The sequence below is a fragment of the Sphingosinicella humi genome, from assembly GCF_003129465.1.
In the GTDB taxonomy this organism is placed as follows: domain Bacteria; phylum Pseudomonadota; class Alphaproteobacteria; order Sphingomonadales; family Sphingomonadaceae; genus Allosphingosinicella; species Allosphingosinicella humi.
Window position 1 is genome coordinate 180,559 of record NZ_QFFF01000001.1, and the last position, 21,287, is coordinate 201,845.

Genomic DNA, 21,287 nt, shown 5'->3' on the forward strand with positions numbered 1-21,287 from the left:
AACGGAAGGCGCCGCGGCCTCAAGCCCTCGTCAGGCTGCGCGGTACCAGTGCACGCCATCGCGCACCTCGCGAACCGCCCTTCCCTCCACCTCCAGCCTGCGGAGATGAGCCAGGGCTTCACCGGTTGCGAGACCGATCACATTGTCGTCGATCTTGCGGCCGAACAGGATTGAGAAGCAGTCAACGGCCCGCCGCGGCTCCGATAGATGGGCATGGAGCGCGTCGAGCCGCTCCCGATGCCCACGATCGAGCGCATCGAGCCGCGCGTGAAGGCCGGTGAACGGCTCTCCGTGCGACGGAAGGACGAGCAGTTCGGCCGGCAGCCCCTTCAGCTTGGCGATCGAGGCGAGCCAATCGCCCAGGGGATCGCCCTGGGGTTCGCTGAGACTGAGGGATACGTTCGAGGTGATTTTCGGCAGCACCTGGTCGCCGGCGATCATCAATCCACCGGCCTCATCGACCAGGCAGGCATGTTCCGGGCAGTGGCCGTTGCCGACGACGACCCGCCACTCGCGATCGCCTATGGGCAGGGTGTCGCCGTCGCGCATGCGGACGAAGCTCACCGGCACGGGGCTCACGACCGATGCGAAGCGCCCCCAACCTTTCCCCGCCTCAGCCTCGATATGCGCGTCGTCCCAGCCGGCCGCGCGCCAATAAGCGAAGGCTTCGGGCGGCGGCGCATCGCGCACATCCGCCGTCAGCATGCGCGCGAACAGCCATTCCTCGCCCGTCATCCACAGCGGTGCCGAGAAGCGCTCGGTCAGCCAGCCGGCGAGCCCGATATGGTCGGGATGGAAATGCGTGCAGATGACGCGGCTGATTGTCCGGCCAGTGAGCGGCCCCGCCAGCAACGCTTCCCAGGCTTCACGGCAGGGCGCGATATCGAGGCCCGTATCGACGACGGCGACGCCGCCCTCGTCTTCCAGAAGCCAGATGTTGATATGCTTGAGCGAGCCCGGCACCGGCAGCCGCGCCCAAGCGACGCCCTCCGCGACCGTGATCAACTCACCCGTTTCAGGCGCCCTGCGCCCGAACGGATAGGTGAGCCCCTTATGGCTATATGCCTCGCCCGAGCCGGCCTGTGAGATGTCAGGCGTTGCCGCCGATGTTTCCGCGCCCGTCACGAGCACCGGACTCGTTCGGACCATCTTATTGCTTGAAGGGGTCCACAAAGCCCTGATCGGTCGTGGATTCCGTCTCTTCGCCCTCCTGCTGCGCCGCGAGTTCCGCAGCATGCGCGGCCTCGGCCTCGCGGGCGTGGGCCTCGCGCTCGGCGCGCAGCTCCTCGATCAGCGCTTCGCGATCGCCGGCGAGACGGGTGTCCTGGGGCGAGGCCTCGATCCCCGCAGCCTTGGCGGCCTTGGCGACGACCGCGTCCAGCTCGCGCTGCGACGTGAGGCCGAGCGTCACCGGGTCCTTGGGCTGGATGTTGGCGATGTTCCAATGGGTACGGTCGCGGATCGCGGCGATGGTGGTCCGCGTCGTGCCGATGAGCTTCGAAATCTGGCCATCCGAAATCTCCGGATGGTTGCGGATGATCCAGGCGATGCCGTCCGGCTTGTCCTGGCGCTTGGAGACCGGCGTGTAGCGCGGACCCTTGGTGCGGACGACCTTGTCCGGCTCCTTCTGCATCTTCAGGCGATACTCCGGATCGGCCTGTCCGCGCTCGATCTCCTCCTGCGTCAGCTCGCCGGCGCGAAGCGGATCGCGGCCGGTCAGCTTGGTGGCGGCGGTATCGTCGGCGATCGCCTGCACTTCCAGTATATGGAGGCCACAGAAGGCAGCGATCTGCTCGAAGCTGAGCGCGGTGTTGTCGACCAGCCAGGAAGCGGTCGCGTGAGGCATGAGCGGCTGGGCCATTTAGGTCCTCCAGAAACAATAAGGGCCGCCCCTCCCGGAGCGGCCGAAGCGTTGGCGGCGATGTAAGACGTGAGGCTTTCGGAGGCAAGACAAGACTTGTCAGTTATGTGCATCAGCTCTCCATCGCGACATGGCCAGGCAGCTGCGCCACGCGCTCCATCCACTCCCGCACATTCGCGAAGTCGGACAGGGCAAAGCCGCCCTCCTCCGCCACATGCGTATAGGCGTAGAGCGCGATGTCGGCGAGGCTGAGGCTGTCGCCGACGAAAAAACGGCGATCCGCCAGATGCTCGTCCATCAGCTTCAGCGCCGCCTCCCCCGCCGCGCGCTTGCTCGGCATCTGGGCCCGCTGCGCCTCGGTCAGTCGTTCCTCGCCGACATAGGCGAGCCAGAAGCGCATCGTCGCGATGTTCGGCTCGTGATTATACTGTTCGAAGAACATCCATCGGAGCATGTCCGCCCGATCGAAACGGGCCTCGGGAATGAGGTTCGATCCGTCCGCCAGGTAGAAGCAGGCGGCGTTGCTCTCCGGAATAAAGCGGTGGCCGATCTGGAGTACCGGAATGCGGCCGTTCGGATTGACCTCGGCCAGAAAGGTCGGTGTCCGCGTCTCGCCCTTCAGAATGTCATATTCGCGCCGCTCCAGCGCCAGCCCAAGGAGCGCCGCCGTCAGCCGTACCTTGTAGCAATTACCCGACGCCGAATATTCGTGAAGGACCAGCTTTTCCGTCATCTGACCTTGGTCCCGCCCAGCATCTCATCGACCCAGGCCGGCACCAGCTCGCCCGCCCGTCCAATGCGACTCTCGTCGAAAAACACGCTGCCCTGGCTCGGCTCCAGGTTCATCTCCAGGGTGCGGGCGCCAAGATAACGCGCGGTCTGGACGAAACCGGCGGCCGGATAGACGGCGCCCGACGTCCCGATAGAAACGAACAGGTCCGCCCGCTGCAAGGCCGCGTCGATCTCGTCCATCCGATAGGGAATTTCGCCGAACCAGACGATGTCGGGCCTCAGCAGCCCCCTCTCCCCGCAGGCCGAACAGGTCGGCCCGTCGGCGAGCGTCTGCTCCCAGGGAATGCGTCCGTCACAGGCCAGGCACCAGGCGGATTTGAGCTCGCCATGCATGTGCAGCACCCGCCTCGCCCCCGCCCGCTCGTGCAGGTCGTCGACATTCTGCGTCACGATCAGGAGCTCGCCCGGCCATTCCGAATCCAGCCGCGCCAGCGCCCGGTGCGCCCCGTTCGGCCCCACTGTCCCCAGCTTCGCCCGCCGCGCGTCGTAGAAACTCTGAACCAGAGCCGGATCGCGAACGAACGCCTCGGGCGTCGCCACGTCCTCCACTCGATGCCCCTCCCACAGCCCGTCCGGCCCGCGGAACGTGGCGACGCCGCTCTCCGCGGAAACGCCCGCGCCGGTCAGGATGACGATGTTCCGGATGTCACGCACCGCACGGCTTTAGCCATCGGGTGCCTGTCCGAGAAGGGTGGTTAGCGGAAGTTGCGAACGGCTCAGACCGTGAGTGCCAGATTTTCCATTCGCTTCCGCATCTCGACGGGGCTCTCGCGCACAAAATAGAGTGGCACGCGAATGACTCGACCATCCCGCACGTCAACCTCAAGTGTCTTCCGGAAGAAGTTCCAGATGACGCGCGAAGCCATAACCTCGCCGCGCGGCAGCGTGGCTATTCCGGACAGGTGCAGATTGTCCGCGTCTTCCCACACGAGGAACGGCCCGTGCCAAAGCGCGATCCAAGCACCGGGGTAATAGCGAATGAAGCAGGCGATCAGTGCGCCCCACGCCGCTCCCTGCCGGCCCAGCGACAATTCGCCGGCCGCGATCAGTGCTGGGTAATCGAACAGCGAGTAGCCTTTGCTCCAAAGTGCCCAGATCGAGATCGAGATAGCCGTGATCGGCAAAAGCAGGGCAACTACCGCCCGCGCTGCTGAGGAATGCAAATGTATGCGTATCGGTCCCAACTCGAGCTCCCCCGGGGGAGAGCCGTGCCATACTCTCGACAATGTCCGCAATGTGTCCTTTTCGTCAGAGCGGGACGAACGTCAGGCCACGCGAGCGCGCTCAAACGAATTGGACCACGACAGGGCCGTCATCGAGCCGCTGAACGCGCCCAGAAAGCACATCCAAAAGCCTCCGACAGCCTCAATCGCCACGAGCACCATTAGTGGCACCAGGAATCCCGCGATTGCTCCGGCGATTAGATAGGCTGGGCGGGATCCTGCATGCCACTTGCGCAACATGAAATGGGTGGGCAGCCCAACGACGACGCTCGTTGCCAACACGAGCCCGAATGAGATCGCGATTGGAAATCCGGCTAAATAGACTGACGCCAGCAAATCTGGTCGGCCGGACATTGGCTGGAAATAGTTGCTCACGGCAAGCGGCAGCGTCAGGCACAGCGGTATCAAGCCACCGGTGAGCGTCCCAACCGAAATTGCCTTCAAAAAGGCTCTAAGAGCATGTTTCACGCCTGCAGAATTCCAGAAGTTGCCAAGGCCAGCAATGGGTGCCGTGGACGGCGGTCCATCCGACCGGCGATTTTGCTGGTCGGTGTGGAGAGGAGGACCGGACATCAATTGCCATGCAAGCAGGGCGAGGCGCCGGCAATGTCCGGAATGGGTGGTTAGCGGACATTCCCGCGCTGTGACCGGACGCGCCTAATCCTTCTCATGTTGCGCTTGATATCGAGGACCATAATCCAACGGGATACGGCACTCGCTCCCAACAGAAATCCGACCATCAAAACAACGCGATGCAATGGGGAAACGGCATCTTTCAGTAGCTCATTGACATAGCCGACGTAAGCGCACGCTGCCAAAAACAGCGCCCCAGCCAAGGCAACCACAAGTCGGGTTAGTGAAAACATCATCGGTACGATGCACACGTGGCTCCATGTCCGCAATGGGTCGATTTCGGACATTCCGGCAAGACACACTCAGCCCCATCTAGGCCGTCAGCCGTGGCAGCCCTTCGCCGAGCTCCTGGCATCCAGCAGGATTTTGATGTTCAGATAGCCCGCGCGATTTTCATTTTCCTACACAGGGATTTTCCGCCAAGCTGCCTGCCATGCACGTTGCGATGTCAGATAGAGAGCCACTCCCTGGTTGCCGTTCAGCACGCCCGCCCCTGGCTCGACTGCTGAACAGGAATGGGGGGGGTGTCATGGCGACCGCGAACATTGGGAACATTGGCGTGCGGGCCCCATGACCCGGATAGGCCTTTTCGGAGCAAGCGGGCGCATGGGGCGGGCGATCGCCGGCGCGCTGGAAGGGCGCCCGGATGCCGAAATCGTCGATAACGCGCCCGACGTCTTCGTCGATTTCTCGGCCCCCGAGGCGCTGGAGAAGCATCTCGGCGAGGCGGTCGCGGCGGGAAAGCCGATCGTGATCGGCACCACCGGGCTTACCGCCGGGCATCAGCGGATGATCGACGAGGCGGCGACGCGCATAGCCGTGCTGCAGGCGGCGAATACCTCGCTCGGCGTCAACCTCCTCGCCCATCTGGTGCGCGAGACGGCGGCGCGGCTCGGCGAAGATTGGGACGTCGAAATCGTCGAGATGCACCACCGGCACAAGAAGGACGCGCCCTCCGGCACCGGCCTCCTCCTCGGCCGGGCGGCGGCCGAAGGGCGCGGCGTCGATCTCGACGCCGTCGCCGATCGCGGACGCGACGGAATGGGCGAACGCGAGGCCGGCCGCATCGGCTTCGCGGCGCTGCGCGGCGGATCGGTCGCTGGCGATCACCATGTGATCTTCGCGGGCGACGGCGAGCGCATCGAGCTCGGCCATCGCGCCGAAAGCCGCGCCATCTTCGCTCAGGGCGCCATCCGCGCCGCCCTCTGGCTCGCGGGCAAGCCCGCCGGCCGCTACAGCATGAACGACGTTCTCGGGCTTAAATGAACGAATCCCCAGCGCCGATCATTCGGGAGGGCCTGGAGCGGCGGCTCGGCCTGTTCGACGTGACGATGCTCGTCATGGGCGGCATCATCGGCGCCGGCATCTTCGTCAACCCGGCCGAGGTGGCGCGCCATGTCGACACGCCTTTCCTCATCGTCGGCTTGTGGCTGCTGGGCGGCCTCGTCGCGCTGGCGGCCGCCTTCGTCTATGCCGAGCTCGCCGCGCGGCGGCCGGAGGTGGGCGGGCAATATGCCTATCTGCGCGACGCCTACGGCCCGACGCCGGCCTTCCTCTATGGCTGGTCGCTGCTGCTCGTCATCCAGTCGGGCGGAATGGCCGCGGTCGCCATCACCTTCGCCCGCTATTTCCTGGAGTTCACCCAGCTGCCGCTCGCTCCGGCCGCGGTCGCCGCGATGGCGCTGCTGCTGCTGACCGCGATCAACTGCCTCGGGGTGCGGGCGGGTGCGACAGTGCAGAGCGGGCTGATGGTCCTGAAGCTGCTCGCCATCGCCGCGCTGGTCCTCGGCGGCTGGTGGTTCGCGACGGCTCACCCCGACATCACGCGGCCGCCGGCAGCTCCGGAGCCGATCTCGCTTGGCACGCTCGCCGCGATCGGCGCGGCCATGACTCCGGTCATGTTCGCTTATGGCGGCTGGCAGACGTCGGGCTTCGTCGCCGGCGAGATGCGCAACCCCGGCCGCGACCTCGGGCGCGGTCTGCTGCTCGGGGTCACCGGGGTCGTGCTGCTCTACACCGCCGTCGCGTTCGTCTGCGTCTATGCGCTCGGCCCCGCCGGTCTCGCCCAGTCCGCGACGCCGGCCACCGACGCGATGCGGCTGGCGATCGGCGAGCAGGGCGCCACCCTCGTCGCGCTCGGTATCGCCATCTCTACCCTCGGCTTCCTGAGCCAAGGGATGCTGACCACGCCGCGCGTCTATTTCGCCATGGCGGAGGACGGCCTCTTCTTCGACCAGATCGCGAAGGTCAGCCGCCGCACCCACGTTCCCGTCTACGCCATTCTGCTGCAGGGCGTGGCCGCCACCATCGTCGCCCTTTCCGGCACCTACGGCCAGATATTGAGCTATGTCGTCTCGGTCGACTTCATCTGGTTCGCCCTCACCGGCGCGGCCTTGTTCATATTCCGGCGGCGCGACGGGGAAGCGGGACAAGGCTTCCGCGTGCCCGGCCATCCCATCACCACCGGCTTCTTCGTCGTCGCCTGCGCCCTGGTGGTGGCCGCTACCGTCTTCAACCATCCGATCAACAGCGCGATCGGCTTCCTGATCCTCCTGGCCGGCATCCCCGCCTGCCGCTACTGGCAGCGCCGGAAGAGCGGGAAGGAAGGGGCATGAGGGAAGACCGGCGCCTGATGCGCTCGGAATATATGCATTGGGCGAAGAACCAGCCGCCGGCGGGCTTCCCGCTTTCGTCGAGCGAGGTACCGTCCTGTCGCCTCGACCGCCTCTCCCTTTCCATCGCCGACCTGGAGCTGGACGGCAAAAGCTATCACCGATACCCGCCCTTGAGGCAGGCGATCGGCGACCAATACGGCGTGCCGATCGAGCGGATCGTGACCGCCGACGGCACCTCCATGGCCAATTTCCTTGCCCTCTCCGCCCTGGTCGCCCCGGGCGACGAGGTCTTGGTCGAGCATCCGGTCTACGAACCTCTCCTCGCCACCGCCCGCTTTCTCGGCGCCCAGATCACCCGCTTCGTCCGATCCCCGGAGAACGGCTTTCGTCTCGACCCCGACGCCGTGGAGCGGTCGCTGACGCCCGACACGCGCCTCATCATCCTCGCCAATCTCCATAATCCTTCGAGCGCCTATGCCGATGCGGACACGCTTCGGCGCGTGGGAAAACTGGCGGCGCGGGTCGGCGCGCCGGTGCTGATCGACGAAGTCTATCTCGACGCCGCCACGGATCCTGCGGCGCGGTCCGCCCATCATCTCGGCGATCAGTTCGTCTGCACCAGCAGCCTCACCAAGGTCTACGGCCTCTCCGGCCTTCGCTGCGGCTGGATATTCGCCGCGCCGCCGCTGGCCGAAGCGATGTGGCGCCTCAACGAGCTGTTCGGCGTGGCGCAGGCGCATGCCGCCGAGCGCCTCTCCTGCATCGCCTTCGAGCATCTGGACGAGCTGACCGGCGGCAATGCGGCGTTGCTGGAGCGCAACCGCGGCCTCTATAACGCCTTCCTCGCCGGCCGCGACGATCTCGACGGAACGCCCATGACGGAGGGAATCACTGCCTTCCCCCGCTGGCGCGGCGGCGACGTCGAGCCGCTCCGCGCCCTGCTGCGCTCGGACTATGACACCGCGATCGTGCCTGGCCGCTGGTTCGAGATGCCCGACCGTTTCCGCCTCGGCGTCGGCAGTCCGACTCCCCTGCTGGAAGAAGGCCTCGCCCGCCTCGGCGCGGCGCTGGATCGCCTCAGATGAACAAGGCTGAAGTCGCGGAGCTCTACCGGCGCCTGGCCGACCGCATCCCTAATCCGGAGACCGAGCTCGAATATGTCAACACCTACACGCTGCTCGTCGCGGTCGTGCTCTCCGCTCAGGCGACCGACGCGGGCGTGAACCTCGCCACGCGCGATCTCTTCAGGACGGTGCAGTCTCCGCAAGCGATGCTGGCACTGGGCGAAGAGGGCCTGAAGCGGCACATCAAGACTATCGGACTTTTCAATACCAAGGCGAAGAACGTCATCGCCCTCTCGCGCATGCTGGTCGACGAGCATGGCGGCGAAGTGCCGGAGGATCGCGATGCGCTGGAGCGGCTCTCCGGCGTCGGCCGCAAGACCGCCAATGTCGTCATGAACACGGCCTTCGGCCACGAGACCTTCGCCGTCGACACCCACATTTTCCGCGTCGCCAATCGCACCGGCCTTGCGCCGGGCAAGACGCCGCTGGCCGTGGAGCTCAAGCTCGACAAGGTGACGCCGCCCCCTTATCGGCGCGACGCCCATCACCTCCTCATCCTCCACGGCCGCTATGTCTGCAAGGCGCGGAAGCCCGAATGCTGGCGCTGCGTCATCGCCGACATCTGCCGCTACAAGCCCAAAACGCCCCCGCCCGGCACCGAACCCGCCTTGCGGGGAAAGCCAAAGCCCACTAAGCGCACACAACCACGCACCCGTAGCTCAGCTGGATAGAGCGCTGCCCTCCGAAGGCAGAGGCCAGAGGTTCGAATCCTCTCGGGTGCGCCACCTTCGTCCTTCGCGGAAATCAGCTCTGCACCCAGACGCGCTATCTGCTGGTCAAGCAGCAGCGCACCCAGCTTGTCGAGCGGCGGCAAGGAACAGCGCGGGGAGCTATCCACGCAAGACGTTCGGGGCGCAAGCGCGGCCGTCTCAGCCTAGACGTCGGCGCCCTCGAAGAGCGTAGCGCAGGTTGCCCGCTTGTGCATGAGCGACGCCTTCGCTCGGCGGAGGGAGTGAGTTCCATACTCATGTGCGCTTGGTGCCAATCGCCGAGACCAAACCCTCGGTGAGGCGCGCGTATGCGCGCCCGCCCACAGCATAGGCCCGCGCAGCCTCGGGCTGTTGCCGCGCACTCCCCCTATCCCTGCTTCCGTAACAATTCCCTCTCGACAGCCAGGTCCGTATATTGGATACAGGATTCTGTATACAGTCTACACAACAATTACAGAGGGGATGGTTTAATGAGGAAAATGCCCAATCACCGTACGCTCAGGCTGGCGCTGCTCGGATCGATCAGCCTGTTTGCGGCCGGGGGACCGGCGTTCGCCGCGCAGGCGGCGGAGGAGACGGACGAAGCAGCCGCCGAGACCAGCGCGATCGTCGTCACCGGCTCCCGCATCGCCCGCACCGGCATCGATGCACCGACGCCCACCGTGTCGGTCGGCGCCGAGGACATCGAATCCGGCGGGGTCACCAACGTCGTCGATCTCTTGAACGAGCTGCCCCAGATCTCGACCGGCTTATCCAACGCCAACACCAGCTTCAGCTTCGGCAATGTCGGCCTCAACCAGATCGACCTGCGCAACTTGGGCGTGCGCCGCACGCTCACCCTAGTTGACGGCCGCCGCCGCGCCGGCACACCCGACGACTCGAACTTCCTCGCCTTCGACCTCAGCAACATCCCGACGGCGCTCATCCAGCGCGTCGAGGTGCAGACGGGCGGCACCTCTGCCGTCTACGGCGCCGATGCGGTCGCCGGCGTCGTCAACATCATCCTGCGCGACGATTTCGAGGGGATGGAGGCGTTTGGCCAGTACGGCATCACCGGCGAGGGCGATTATCACACCGCCACTTATGGCGTGACCGTCGGCGCCAATTACGACCGCGGCAATGCCGTCCTCCACGTCAGCCGCAGCGAGAACGGTCTCATCACTCGCGGCGAGCGCGACCAGGCCTTTCCCTTCGCCTTCGTTTCCAATCCGGCCAATACCGGCCCTGACGACGGCATCCCCGCGCGCATCCCGCGCGACGATCTGCGCTTCGCCTATTTCGGCCTGCCCAACCTCACCTCATATCTGCCGTTCGGTCCCAACGGGGCGTGGACCGACGTTATCTTCGATCCGGCGCTCCAGACCTTTCGCCCGCTGGCGGCCGGCCCAGACGGCGTGATCGACGGCACCTATTCGGCCGGCGAGGGCGGCACCCAGGCGGCAGACACCCGCGTCGCGCCGCTGAAGCGCACCAACATATACGCCAAGGCGGATTACGACCTCACCAACGACCTCACCTTCTTCACCGAGGCGATGTTTTCCGACACCAAGGCGGTCGACCGGATCGGCGCCGTCTTCGATTCCTGGAGCACCTTCGTCAGCATCGACAATCCGTTCATGCCGGAGGCCGTCCGCCAAGGCCTGATCGCGGCCGGCGAGGATTCCTTCGGCTATGCCCGCGAACATGCCGAATTCGGCATGCGCACCAGCAAGATCCACCGGCAATATTACAGCGTCTCCGCGGGCTTCGAAGGAACGATCGCCGACAATTGGAACTGGTCGGTCGTCGGCGACTATGGCCAGTCGAGCACCAGCAACCGGCAGCTCAATGATCGCATCGACGAGCGCTGGTTCGCCGCGTCGGATGCCATCCGCGATCCCGTCACCGGCCAGATCGTCTGTCGCAGCGCCGAGGCGCGGGCGGCGGGCTGCGTTCCGGTCAACGTCTTCGGTCAAGGGACGATCTCGCCGGCGGCCGTCGACTGGATCAGCGCCGATCACACGTCCGTCACCGACACCAGCCAATTCCTCGCCCAGGCGCTCGTCGCCGGCGACCTGTTCGAACTGCCCGCCGGCGCGGTCAAGGTTTCGGCCGGCGCCGAGTACCGCAAGGAATCGCTCGACTTCAAACCGTCCTACGTCTGGGAGCATGCGACCGGCTTCTTCGCCAGCCAGTTCTCGCCCGTCGACGAATCGAACGACGTGCGCGAAGCCTTTGCCGAGGTGCTCGTCCCCGTCCTGCGCGACCAGCCCTTTGCTCACTCGCTGGAGCTCGAAGGCGCCTACCGCGTCTCCGACTATCAGCGCGCTGGCACGGTCGACAGCTGGAAGCTGGCCGGCTCCTGGGCGCCGGTCCGCGACGTCCGCTTCCGCGTGACCAAGGCGAAGGCGGTTCGCGCGCCCTCGCTCGGTGAATTGTTCGATCCGGGCAGCCGCGGCGCGACCGGTCTCGTCGATCCCTGCGATCCGCTAGCGCTCGACGCCGGCTCCTCGTCACGCCGGGACAACTGTCTCGCGCTCGGGCTTGATCCGGTGACGTTCGATCCGAACACCCGCCGCATGACCACCCTGCTCTTCACCACGGGCAATCCGAACCTCGATGTCGAGGAGGGCGATACCTGGACGGCGGGCGTGGTCGTGGCGCCGCGCTGGATACCCGGCCTCTCCTTCTCGGCCGACTGGTACCGCATCAAGCTCGACGGCGGCATCGCCCGCATCGGCGCCCAGCAGACGGCCGACAATTGCGTCGACCTGCCCAGCCTCGACAACCAGTTCTGCGATTTCGTGACGCGCGGCCCCGGCGGCGACATTATCGAGGTCAAGGATTCCTACGTGAACGCCTCGTCCTTCGAGGTGGAGGGCATCGACTTCGAGCTGGCCTACCGGGCGCGTCTCAGCGACCTGTTCGGCGGCGACGGCGATCTCGGCAGCCTCAGCCTGCGCGGCCTCGCCTCGTACCTCAAGGACAATATCTTCGTCGATCGCGATCTCGTGACCGGCGAGGAGACGGCCTTTGACGACGCCGGTGAGGCGGACAATCCCAAGTTCCGGGCGGTCCTCAACGCAACCTACCTGAACGGGCCGTTCCGCCTGTCGTGGCAGAGCCGCTATGTCGATGGTACCGTCACCAACAACGATTTGGCCGATCCGGCCGAGGATGTGGGCGAATTCTACCACATCCCCTCGGTTTGGTATCACGACATGTCGATCGGCTATGACGGGATCGAGAATCTCAGCCTCTATGGCGGCGTCAACAATCTGTTCGACACCGGCCCGCGCTACCATCCGTTCACCTATCGCGGCACGTCCGCCTATGACGACGTGGTCGGCCGCTTCTTCTATGTCGGCGCGAAGCTCCGCTTCGGCCGCGACTGATCCCCGCCTCTCTCCCGTGGGATACCACTGGGCGGCCCTTCGCGGGCCGCCCTTTTTTTTCAGTCCCTTGCCGAGAGCCCTTCCCGCTGCCTAAGACTTGTCCGACCAAAAAAAAGAGCGGGAGAGGCAGCCGAGAATGAGCAAGGTGGCAATCGAGCCGATCGAACGGGTGAGCATCGTCGATTCCATCGCCGACCGGCTGCGCGACCGCATCCTCAGCAGCGACCTTCCCGAAGGGTGCCAGCTGCGCCAGGAAGCGGTGGCCGAGGAATATTCAGTAAGCCGGATGCCGGTGCGCGAAGCGCTGCGCCAGCTCGAAGCACAAGGCCTCGTCGTCTTCCACCCCCATCGCGGGGCCGTCGTCTCCCGGCTCGAGCCAGCCGAGATCGAGGAGTTATACGATCTCCGTGCTCTCATCGAGACCGACCTCGTCCGCCGCGCGGCCCCCCTCGCCACCGCCGCCGACATCTGCGCGTCCGAGGCCGCCCTCAAGGCCTCGGAGGAGATTTACGAGCAGCGCGACGTCGGCCGCTGGGGCGAGCTCAACTGGCGCTTCCACGAGGCGCTCTACCGACCCGCCAACCGTGCCCGCTCGCTCGGCATCGCGCAGACGCTCAATTTCAACACCGACCGCTATATACGGCTCCAGCTTTCGCTCACTGGCCGGTCGATCGAGCGCACTAAGCAGGAGCACCGCGACCTGTTCGATGCCTATTGCACTGGCCACGGGGACAAGGCCGCCGAGCATCTCCATGCCCACCTCGTCCACGCCCGGGACGCTCTGATGAGCCGCCTGCGCGCCCGCTGAGCGGACGATCGAAGCCCTCGCCTATGCCATCCCCGCGAAGGCGGGAATGGCATAGGCTCCTATTCCTCGAACGGCCGGATTGCATAGGCGGCGGGAGGCTCGCGGCCTTGCAACGCCCGGACGAAGAAGTCCCAACGCCGCCGCTGGAAATAGGGCGAGGAATCGAGGAAGTGATCGGCGTTGGGCACGATCAGGAACTCGAAATCCTTGTTCGCCGCGATCAGCGCATCGACCAGCCTGAGCGTCGCCGCCGGCGGTACATTCTCGTCGAGCTCGCCGTGGGCGAGGAACAGCCTGCCCTTCAGCTCCTTGGCCCAGGTGACGTTGGAATTGGCATCGTAGAGCGAGCCGAGCTCCGCCCCCATCCACTGTTCGTTCCACACCGCCTTGTCGAGCCGGTTGTCGTGATTGCCCGAGGCCGACACGCCCGCCTTGTAGAAGTCCGGGCGCCGGGTCAGCGCGCGCATGACGTCATAGCCGCCGGCCGAGAAACCAAAGACACCGACCCGCTTCAGGTCCATAGCGGGATAGCGCTCGGCCATCGCTCTTATGCCGGCGATATGATCGTCGAGGCCAACGCCGTGCAGGTTTTGGTAGGCTGGTTGCTGGAAGGCGCGCGAGCGGCCCCAGGTGCCTCGCCCATCGATCAGAACGCCGAAGAAGCCCAGCTGCGCGATCGCGTTGACGTTGGTGCGAAACCCCGCCTCGAACGACTTGGGAGTCATCACATGGTGCGGCCCGGTATAGATGTCCTCGACGACCGGGTAAGAGTGGTCCGGATCGAACGCGGCGGGACGATAGATGGCGCCGTAGACTGGCGTCTTTCCATCAGCCGCTGTCGTCTCGAACGGCTCGGGGAAGCTGTAGCCCGCGGCAAGATAGGCACTGGCGTCCGCCCGTCCCAGTTCCATTACGATCGCGCCGTCGCTGGTCCGCCGCAGCACCGATCGGGTGGGCTCGTCGATCAGCGACATGTTGTCGACGAAGAAGCGGCCGTCAGGAGAGACCGACACGTCATGATCGAGCGGTTCGGGCGTCAGCGCCACCGGCTCGCCCCCTCCCAGCGGGATACGATAGAGACTCCTGAGATAAGGATCACGCCCCGGCTCGCGGCCGGAACCCACGACCAGCAGGGCGCCGCCTTGCCGGTCGATCCCGGCGACGCTGCGCGCCCGCCATTCGCCCGACGTCAGCTGCCGCCGCGCCCCGCTCGTCCCGTCGATCGCATAGATGTGGGCGAAGCCCGTCGGATCGGCCGTCCAGAAATGCGTGTCGGACTCTTCATCATAGTCCCAGAAGTGGCCGTAATAATCGACATAGGTGTCGGAACGGTCCTCCGACAGCAAAGAGGCCTTGCCCGTCGCAGCTTCGATCCGGAACAGCCGCATCGCCTTGTAGCCGCGCGTTTGCACCTGCCGGAACAGGGCATTGCCATCCTCGCTCCAGTCGAACCAAGGCCCGCCATAATAGAGGACCGGCTCCGCCGGCATGGCGATATCGGTCCGCCTGCCCGTTGCCGCGTCGAAGATGACCCCCGTTGCAGTCGCGGTCTCCGCATCGCCGGTGAACGGGTAGACATAGTCGAACACCCTCGGTGGGGAGCCGTCCGGCGGCGTCGACTGGACGAGCGCAAGACGCCTCGCCCCCGTCGTGTCGATCCGGTAGGTGACGAAGCGCCGCGAATCCCGCGACCATTTGACGGCCGGCGCGACCTCGGGTTCGTCCGTCCCCGCTGCGATCATCCGCTTCACGTTGACCACCGCCCGGGCATAGGGGCGCTCGGCCGATCCGTCCCGCGTCAGCCGTCGTTCCGTGCCGGTCTTGGTCGACAGGAGGTAGAGGTCATGGTCGCGCACGACGACCCGCCAGGCGCCGTCCGGCGATAGAACACCCTTCTCCTCGTCGGCCTTGCGTTCCTCGAGCGTGCCCGTCTCGGGATCGAGCGACCATTGACTATCGGCGAAGGCGAAGCGCAGCACCTTCGTCTCCTCGTTATAATCGAGCCCCTTCAGCCGCAGCACGTTCGGGGCGATCTGCTTTCCCGTCGCCTCGGCGAGCGCGACCCTGAGCGCCTCATGATCGAACAGCGGCCGCATCGCCCCGCTCGCCGCATCGACGCGCACATAATCGAAGCCCTCCGGCCGCTCGCGCTCGAACCAGAAGACCGCCCCCTCGCCCATCCAGTCCGGCCGCACGGTCATCTGGCGGACGAGCCTGCCGACGTTGCGCGGCAGCACCGCTTCGGCACGAGCATAAGCGGCGGCATCGACGCTCCCGGCAACCGGCGCGGCGGCCACCGTCGGGCCGCTCTGAGGCAACGTCGCACAGGCCGCGGTGCCCAGAAGACACGCCAGCACCACCGTTCGCCCAAACCCCCTCATCGCGTGCCCTTTGCTGAAATTGTATACTGGATACAATCTTCAGGGACACGGCACGAGTCAAGCACCCCTTTAGCCGCCAGAAGGAAGGCAACCGAGGTCGTAAGCGGCCTAGGGTTCGGGGGCGACAAGTAGATCTATAATGCCGGTGCGGGCCTCCAGCGCCTTCCAACCGGCCTGATTAGGATCGAACGCCCGAGCCAGAACTGGACGGGCGGCGAGGAGGAGTTGCACCCATCCCCGAACTGCCGGCCTGACGATACCGACACCGCACGCTCCACATTAAATATTCTTGCACCCATCCCCGGGCTTGACGTTCAGGAGGAATGCGCTCACGGACCTGCGACTGATTTGCAATAGCGAGAGGGGGCGTAATGTCTGTGCGTTGGTTGTTGGCAGCTGGAGTATCTGCCCTGGTCGGTCCCGCCTTGTCAGCCCAGGCCCTGTCGCCAAGAGTCGCGGATGTCCGAGCAGCGGATCCCCTCAAATCGGTCGAAGAGAAGAGGCAATCGGACATCATCGTCACCGCGACGAGGACGCCTACGCCGATTACGGCGATTCCGAGCACAGTCCGCGTCATCGATCGCGAGGCGCTCGATCAGCAACTGGCGGTGAGCGTCAGCCTGCTCGACAGCCTCAGCTTCTCCATCCCAAGCCTCGCGCCCGGTCGCCAGAAGCTGACCAGCACAGGCGAGTCGCTGCGCGGCCGGACGCCGCTCTATCTGGTCGACGGCGTCCCTCAGTCGACGCCGCTCCGCGACGGCAAGCGCAGCGGATTCACCGTCGATCCCGCTTTTGTCGACCGGGTGGAGGTGATCTACGGCGCCAACGCCATCCAGGGTATCGGCGCGACCGGTGGCGTCATCAACTATGTGACGGTCGACGCGCCCCGGAATGGCGACTGGCTCAATCGCGTCCAGGCGGAAATCTCGACTGACGACTTCGAGGAGAATGGCTTCCATTATCGCCTCTCCGGACTCACCGGTCGCCGCGTCGGCGCATTCGATTTCGTGCTCGGCGGCGCCTATCAGCAGCACGACCTCTTCTATGACGGGGCGAGCGAGCTCGACAGAAATTTCCCAATGATCTGAGTGCCCTTTTCAACATGTTGGGCGCGCCAATTTTGGAGCAACGGTAGAATTCTGCCGTTCCACACAAGCGTCTTCACCCGGCCGCCCCCCACGTTACGCCAGGTCACGGATACGAACGCGCCAGCAAATTTAGCGCCTTCATAGTCCGCTGGACCGTTGCACTCGGCTGTGGACATAATGCCCCGCACTCAAATCCTGGACGATGGTGCCGAGGGATTTGTAAAGGGTGACGTCGACGTCGCTCGTCCGACCGAGCAGGCGACCGCGCATTACGTCGCCGATTTCGCCCAGCAGATGATCGTCGCCGATGAAACCCGCCGAGCGGGCGCGGATGAACTCGGCGCCTTGGGCGAGGACGCTCTCGCGATGGTCGGCGAAGAAACGGGCGCGGGCGACGAGGTCGCTGGCGATTTCGGCGGGCCCCGCACGGCTGGAGCCGACCGCGTTGATGTGCGTGCCGTCTGGCACCATCGCGCTTTCCAGGATCGGCTCGGGCGCAGCGGTGACGGTGCAGATGATGTCCGCTTCCGCCACCGCCGTGGCAACGTCGGGAGCGGGCATGGTATCGAGGCCCGTATCCCGCACCCGGCGGGCGAAGGCGGCGGCGCGATCGGGCGAGCGGCCCCAGACGGTGACTCTTGTGATCGAGCGGACGTGACGGATGGCTGCGACGTGGCGCCAGGCCTGCTCGCCATAGCCGAGGATGGCGAGACGGCTGGCGTCCGGGCGGGCCAGCGCATCGGTGGCGGTCGCCGAGGCGGACGCGGTACGGATGGCGGTGATCTCGCCGGCGTCGAGAATAGCGACTGGGGCGCCGCTCTCAGGGTCGAACAGGGCGATCACACCCTGGTGCGAAGGGCCGCCACGTTCGAAATTATCCGGAAAGACGCTGACCAGCTTGGCCCCGAACGCCCCCCCTTCCATCGCACCGGGCATGACACCGAAGGCGCGGCCGCCATCGAGATCGATGATGCCGCGCAACAGCTGTCGGGTGCGGCCACTGGACAGGGCGATCATCGCCTCGCGCATCAGCGGGATGCACGCCTCGTAGGGCAGCAGGCGCGCAATCTCCTCGGCGGAGATGAAACGCAGTGTCACGCCATCTCCGGCGCCGGTCGCTCGACGGCGAGACGCGCGCGGAACCAGCGGATGAGAAGGAAGACGTTGAGGACCATGACGACGCCGTAGATGTTCTGGGTGACGGCAAGCGGAAGGCTACCGAGCACCGTGAGGGTGAGGAAGATTGCCAGAGTCGCATTCTGCACGCCCACCTCTATGCCGACAGTCATGGTGTCGCGGGTGCCGGCGCCGACGGCGCGGGCGAGGAGCAGGCCGACGGCCATGGCGGCGACGTTGAGCGCATAGATGGCGGGACCGGCGGCGAGAAGATTTTCGAGCACCATCTCGAGACTGATCGCCACCGAGAAGGCGATCACTCCGATGAGGACGACCAGCGAAGTGGGCCTCAGCCACCGCTCCATGCGGGCCGCGAGACCAGGCGCGAAGCGGTGGACTAGCATGCCGGCGCCGATCGGCAGGACGGTGATCCGGATCAGCTGGAGCATGGTGTCCGGCACCGACAACTCCGGAACGTTCCCACCACCTTCGAGGAAGAAGGGGAGCGCCCAGGCGAGCAGCACGGGAATGGTGAAGACGGTAACGAGGCTGGAGACCGCCGTCAGCACCACCGCCAGCGCGACATTGCCGCGGCCGACGAACGTCAGCGCATTCGATGTCGTGCCGGCCGGGCAGATGGCGATGATGAACAGACCCAGCGCCAGTTCCGGCGCGAGACCGAACAGAGTCCCGATCCCGAGGCCGAGCAGCGGCATCAGCAGCAGCTGGCCGACAAGGCCCGCGCCGACCAGCTTTGGGCTGCGCAGCACAAGCGCGAAATCCTTGAGCGCCAGCGTCAGGCCCATGCTGAACATGATCAGCATCAGGCCCACCGGCACGAACACCGTGTTGACGAAGGCGATGAAGTCCGGCGTCATTTCGTTTCCCCAGCCGTGGCTTGCTCAGGCGCCCCAGATTTCTCGCGCGTAGTTGATGAAGTTGAGGCCCATGATCTTCTCGATCCGGTTCTCGGTATAGCCGCGCTGCCGCAGAAGATCGGCGAGCTTGTGAAACTGAGTGGGGCCGTTGAGGTCGAGCACGAACGGCACGGTGTCCGGGTTTTCGCCGATCGCGCCGATCCCGGCGGCGCGGCGGTCGGCGATCTGCTTGGCGATGCGGGCGCGATAGGCGGCCATGTCGTCGATGCCGGTGGTGCCGCCGTCGGTGCCGATGCCGACATGATCCTCGCCGCAGACATTCACCGCGTGATCGATATGGGCGACGACATCGTCGGCCGTGGCGCGGCTCTGAGGGTCGAGGAACGGCATGAAATAGATGCCCACGAAGCCGCCCTTCGACGCGACCAGCCGAAGCTCCTCATCCGTTTTGTTGCGCGGCAGGTCGACAAGGGCGCGGCAGCCGGTGTGATTGATCGAGATGGGTTGGCGCGAATGGGCCGCCGCCTCGAGGCAGGTGCGCTCGCCGCTGTGCGACAGGTCGACGATGACACGATCGGCGTTGAGCCGCTCGATCACCTCGCGGCCGAAGGGAGTGATCCCGAGATTCTCGGGCGCCATGGAGCCGTCGCCGAGCTGATTGCCGGGATTGTAGGTGAGCTGGATGACGCGCACGCCCAAATCGGCGAAGATGTCGGCGCGGCTGGCATCGTCACCCATCATCGCCGCGTTCTGGAAACCGTAGATGATGCCGATCTTGTTTTCAGCCTTGGCGCGGAGGATGTCGGCGGCGTTCAGCACCTTGAGGAGGTCGTGCGGGCGCTGCCTCAGGCGCGCATCCCAGATGCCGATCTCGCGCACGCTATATTCGAACGGCTCCATATCGCCGGCGACATAGCCGAGCGTGACGTTGACGGCGGTAAGTCCGGAGGCCCGGGCATCGTCTATCACCCTCTGCTCGATGCCGCCGCGCCCGGTGCCGTCAACGCCCGTGCCCGTATCCGGCCCGTCCGGCAGCTCGTTGGGATTGCCGAGCCCGCCCAGCGTGTTCACGATGATCATGTCCGATGCGCGGTGGCCCGGATGAGCCCCTGCCACGGCCGGCAGCGCGACGGCGGCCACCCCCGTCATGGCCAGGAAGGCCCGGCGATCGACATCGCTTACGCGTTCACTCATCGTCGGGGATCTCCTCCGGGCTGATCGGGCGGTAGCCGGTGCGGTCGAACCGTCGCCCGCGTTTGACGGTGAAGACGACGCTTCTCAGATTGCCCAGGTCTTCGAGCGGGTTCTTCTCGACCAGGACGAGATTGGCGAGCTTGCCCGGCTCCACCGTCCCCATCTCGTCTTGCTTGCCGATGGTCATGGCGCCGACAAGGGTCGCGGAGCGGATCGCCTGCGCAGGCGGCATCCCTGCCCGCTCGACGAGCAACTCCAGCTCATCATGAAGGGCGCTGTAGGCGTCGTTGCGCGGCGTGAAACCGTCCGTGCCGGCGGAGATCGTCACGCCTTCGCGATAGGCCTGGCTGGTGAGCTTGGCGGCGAGTGCCGCGGTACAATGATAGGGCGGCGCGTCGGGATCCTCGGCCGCCCTCTGGTCCATCTCCTCGTAGACGCGCAGGGTCGCGTCGAGGATGATGCCCTTCGCCCGCATCTCGCGGAACAGGCCCGCCATCACCGGATTGTCGCCGACTTCGAACTTCGAATAGTCGACGGGGAAGCGATCCTGATAGCTTTGCGGCCGTTTATCGGAGACCTGATAGGCGAGATAACAGGTGTGAGAGACGACGTCCGGACCCGCCGCGATCACCTCGGCGGGCGGGGTCGGGAAGACCATGCCGTGCGCCCAGACCTTGAGCCCCTGCCGATGGGCCTCCTCGGTGAGGGCGCGGATGAGGGGCGCCGGGAGGTTGGCATAGATTTTGAGGCCGGTGGCGAAGGTGCCGCGCGCCACGGCCACGGCCAGCGGGATGTTCGTGCCCTCGTCGATCTTCTGCATCCACGGCGCCTCTCCCGGCACGGCGCCCGCGGCGATCGCCTTCGTTCTCGGATCCTCGAAGAAGCTGGGCCCGGCGACGAGCGCCGCGAAATAAAGGTCCGGCCCGGCGACTTCGCCGACCAGCGAGGCGCGCGCCAACTCCGCGACGGAGCGCAGATCGTCGGCCATGATGCGCGCGGCGGTGATGCCGCCATAGAGGTCGCGCCGCATCAGGGCCTCGGCACGGGCGCGATCAGGCGGCGTCGCGAGATGCTGATGGCTGTCGATGAGGCCGGGGAGCAGATAGCGGCCTTCAACGTCGACGACCTGCGCGCCTTCGATCATCTCCGGCGTGAGGTCGGCATCGCGAAGCACGGCCTCGATCAGCGGTCCGTTCGTCACCACCGCCATGTCCCGGCGCATCGGGCCGCCGCTGCCGTCGATGAGGTTGGCGCCCCGATAGACGACCCGCGCGCCGGCCTCGGGCGGTGCGAAAGGAGCCTTCGAAGCCGCCGCCGCGGCTACCGATAGGAGGGAGACGCAAAGGGCCGCCAACAGCCGCACGCACAAGAGTCTCATCGGTCGATTGGTGCCCCCGCGGAATCGCTACCCAGCCGTCACGATACAGATCGGCCAAGGCAACTCCAGGAAAAACCAGGCCGTGAAAGCCGCAGATGGTGCGAGCCGTGAG

At 65.8% G+C, this 21,287-nt stretch carries 18 protein-coding genes and 1 tRNA gene; 8 read left to right on the plus strand and 11 right to left on the minus strand.

Translation table 11 applies throughout. The annotated features are described in order from the left end of the window. Positions 1–30: 30 nt before the first annotated feature. From DF286_RS00915 to DF286_RS00940, 6 genes are all read right to left on the minus strand, one after another. A complete protein-coding gene (locus DF286_RS00915) occupies positions 31–1,149 on the minus strand; it encodes an MBL fold metallo-hydrolase (RefSeq protein WP_109269731.1) in 1,119 nt (372 codons plus the stop codon). Position 1,150: 1 nt separating this feature from the next. Further along, entirely contained in the window at positions 1,151–1,861 is a 711-nt protein-coding gene (locus DF286_RS00920) for a DUF1013 domain-containing protein (RefSeq protein WP_109269732.1), read from the minus strand. 112 nt (positions 1,862–1,973) lie between these two features. Continuing rightward, entirely contained in the window at positions 1,974–2,594 is a 621-nt protein-coding gene (locus DF286_RS00925) for a glutathione S-transferase family protein (RefSeq protein ID WP_109269733.1), read from the minus strand. After that, a complete protein-coding gene (locus DF286_RS00930) occupies positions 2,591–3,307 on the minus strand; it encodes an NAD-dependent deacylase (RefSeq protein ID WP_109269734.1) in 717 nt (238 codons plus the stop codon). Before DF286_RS00930 ends, DF286_RS00925 begins: the two co-directional genes overlap by 4 nt. Positions 3,308–3,369: 62 nt before the next feature. Continuing rightward, a complete protein-coding gene (locus DF286_RS00935; RefSeq protein WP_146193538.1) occupies positions 3,370–3,837 on the minus strand; it encodes a hypothetical protein in 468 nt (155 codons plus the stop codon). Positions 3,838–3,918: 81 nt separating this feature from the next. After that, positions 3,919–4,449 (minus strand): hypothetical protein, encoded by a 531-nt coding sequence (locus tag DF286_RS00940; RefSeq protein ID WP_146193539.1) that lies wholly within the window; start codon positions 4,447–4,449, stop codon positions 3,919–3,921. A gap of 630 nt (positions 4,450–5,079) precedes the next feature. Here DF286_RS00940 and dapB point away from each other — a divergent pair. The 7 genes from dapB to DF286_RS00980 all read left to right on the plus strand — a co-directional run bounded on the left by dapB (position 5,080) and on the right by DF286_RS00980 (position 13,140). Next, on the plus strand, positions 5,080–5,775 hold the full coding sequence (gene dapB, locus DF286_RS00950) for a 4-hydroxy-tetrahydrodipicolinate reductase (protein WP_109269738.1): 696 nt from the start codon (positions 5,080–5,082) through the stop codon (positions 5,773–5,775). Further along, positions 5,772–7,124, plus strand: coding sequence for an APC family permease (locus DF286_RS00955; protein WP_109269739.1), 1,353 nt, complete (start codon positions 5,772–5,774; stop codon positions 7,122–7,124). The genes dapB and DF286_RS00955 overlap by 4 nt, the downstream gene beginning before the upstream one ends. After that, positions 7,121–8,209, plus strand: a complete 1,089-nt coding sequence (locus DF286_RS00960; RefSeq protein ID WP_109269740.1) for a pyridoxal phosphate-dependent aminotransferase — start codon at positions 7,121–7,123, stop codon at positions 8,207–8,209. The genes DF286_RS00955 and DF286_RS00960 overlap by 4 nt, the downstream gene beginning before the upstream one ends. After that, positions 8,206–8,919: an endonuclease III gene (nth, locus tag DF286_RS00965; RefSeq protein WP_109269741.1), complete on the plus strand. Its 714-nt coding sequence runs from the start codon at positions 8,206–8,208 to the stop codon at positions 8,917–8,919. The genes DF286_RS00960 and nth overlap by 4 nt, the downstream gene beginning before the upstream one ends. Further along, positions 8,897–8,973: transfer RNA gene (locus tag DF286_RS00970), tRNA-Arg, on the plus strand. The genes nth and DF286_RS00970 overlap by 23 nt, the downstream gene beginning before the upstream one ends. A gap of 464 nt (positions 8,974–9,437) precedes the next feature. Next, entirely contained in the window at positions 9,438–12,332 is a 2,895-nt protein-coding gene (locus tag DF286_RS00975; RefSeq protein ID WP_158274583.1) for a TonB-dependent receptor domain-containing protein, read from the plus strand. 136 nt (positions 12,333–12,468) lie between these two features. Next, on the plus strand, positions 12,469–13,140 hold the full coding sequence (locus DF286_RS00980; protein WP_109269743.1) for a GntR family transcriptional regulator: 672 nt from the start codon (positions 12,469–12,471) through the stop codon (positions 13,138–13,140). Between the two features lie 59 nt (positions 13,141–13,199). On the opposite strand, the gene DF286_RS00985 is transcribed toward DF286_RS00980, so the two are convergent. After that, positions 13,200–15,521, minus strand: coding sequence for a S9 family peptidase (locus DF286_RS00985; RefSeq protein WP_109269744.1), 2,322 nt, complete (start codon positions 15,519–15,521; stop codon positions 13,200–13,202). Between the two features lie 371 nt (positions 15,522–15,892). Here DF286_RS00985 and DF286_RS00990 point away from each other — a divergent pair, with 371 nt between their 5' ends. Next, complete coding sequence (locus DF286_RS00990) at positions 15,893–16,609, plus strand: TonB-dependent receptor plug domain-containing protein (protein ID WP_109269745.1); 717 nt, start codon at positions 15,893–15,895, stop codon at positions 16,607–16,609. A gap of 138 nt (positions 16,610–16,747) precedes the next feature. On the opposite strand, the gene DF286_RS00995 is transcribed toward DF286_RS00990, so the two are convergent. The 4 genes from DF286_RS00995 to DF286_RS01010 are packed head-to-tail and all read right to left on the minus strand — an operon-like array spanning position 16,748 to position 21,175. Continuing rightward, positions 16,748–17,707, minus strand: a complete 960-nt coding sequence (locus DF286_RS00995; protein ID WP_243444674.1) for an ornithine cyclodeaminase family protein — start codon at positions 17,705–17,707, stop codon at positions 16,748–16,750. Continuing rightward, a complete protein-coding gene (locus DF286_RS01000; protein WP_109269746.1) occupies positions 17,704–18,603 on the minus strand; it encodes a bile acid:sodium symporter family protein in 900 nt (299 codons plus the stop codon). The genes DF286_RS00995 and DF286_RS01000 overlap by 4 nt, the downstream gene beginning before the upstream one ends. Before the next feature lie 24 nt (positions 18,604–18,627). Then, positions 18,628–19,797, minus strand: coding sequence for a dipeptidase (locus DF286_RS01005; protein ID WP_243444675.1), 1,170 nt, complete (start codon positions 19,795–19,797; stop codon positions 18,628–18,630). Continuing rightward, entirely contained in the window at positions 19,790–21,175 is a 1,386-nt protein-coding gene (locus DF286_RS01010) for an amidohydrolase family protein (RefSeq protein WP_109269747.1), read from the minus strand. The genes DF286_RS01005 and DF286_RS01010 overlap by 8 nt, the downstream gene beginning before the upstream one ends. Positions 21,176–21,287 lie beyond the last annotated feature (112 nt).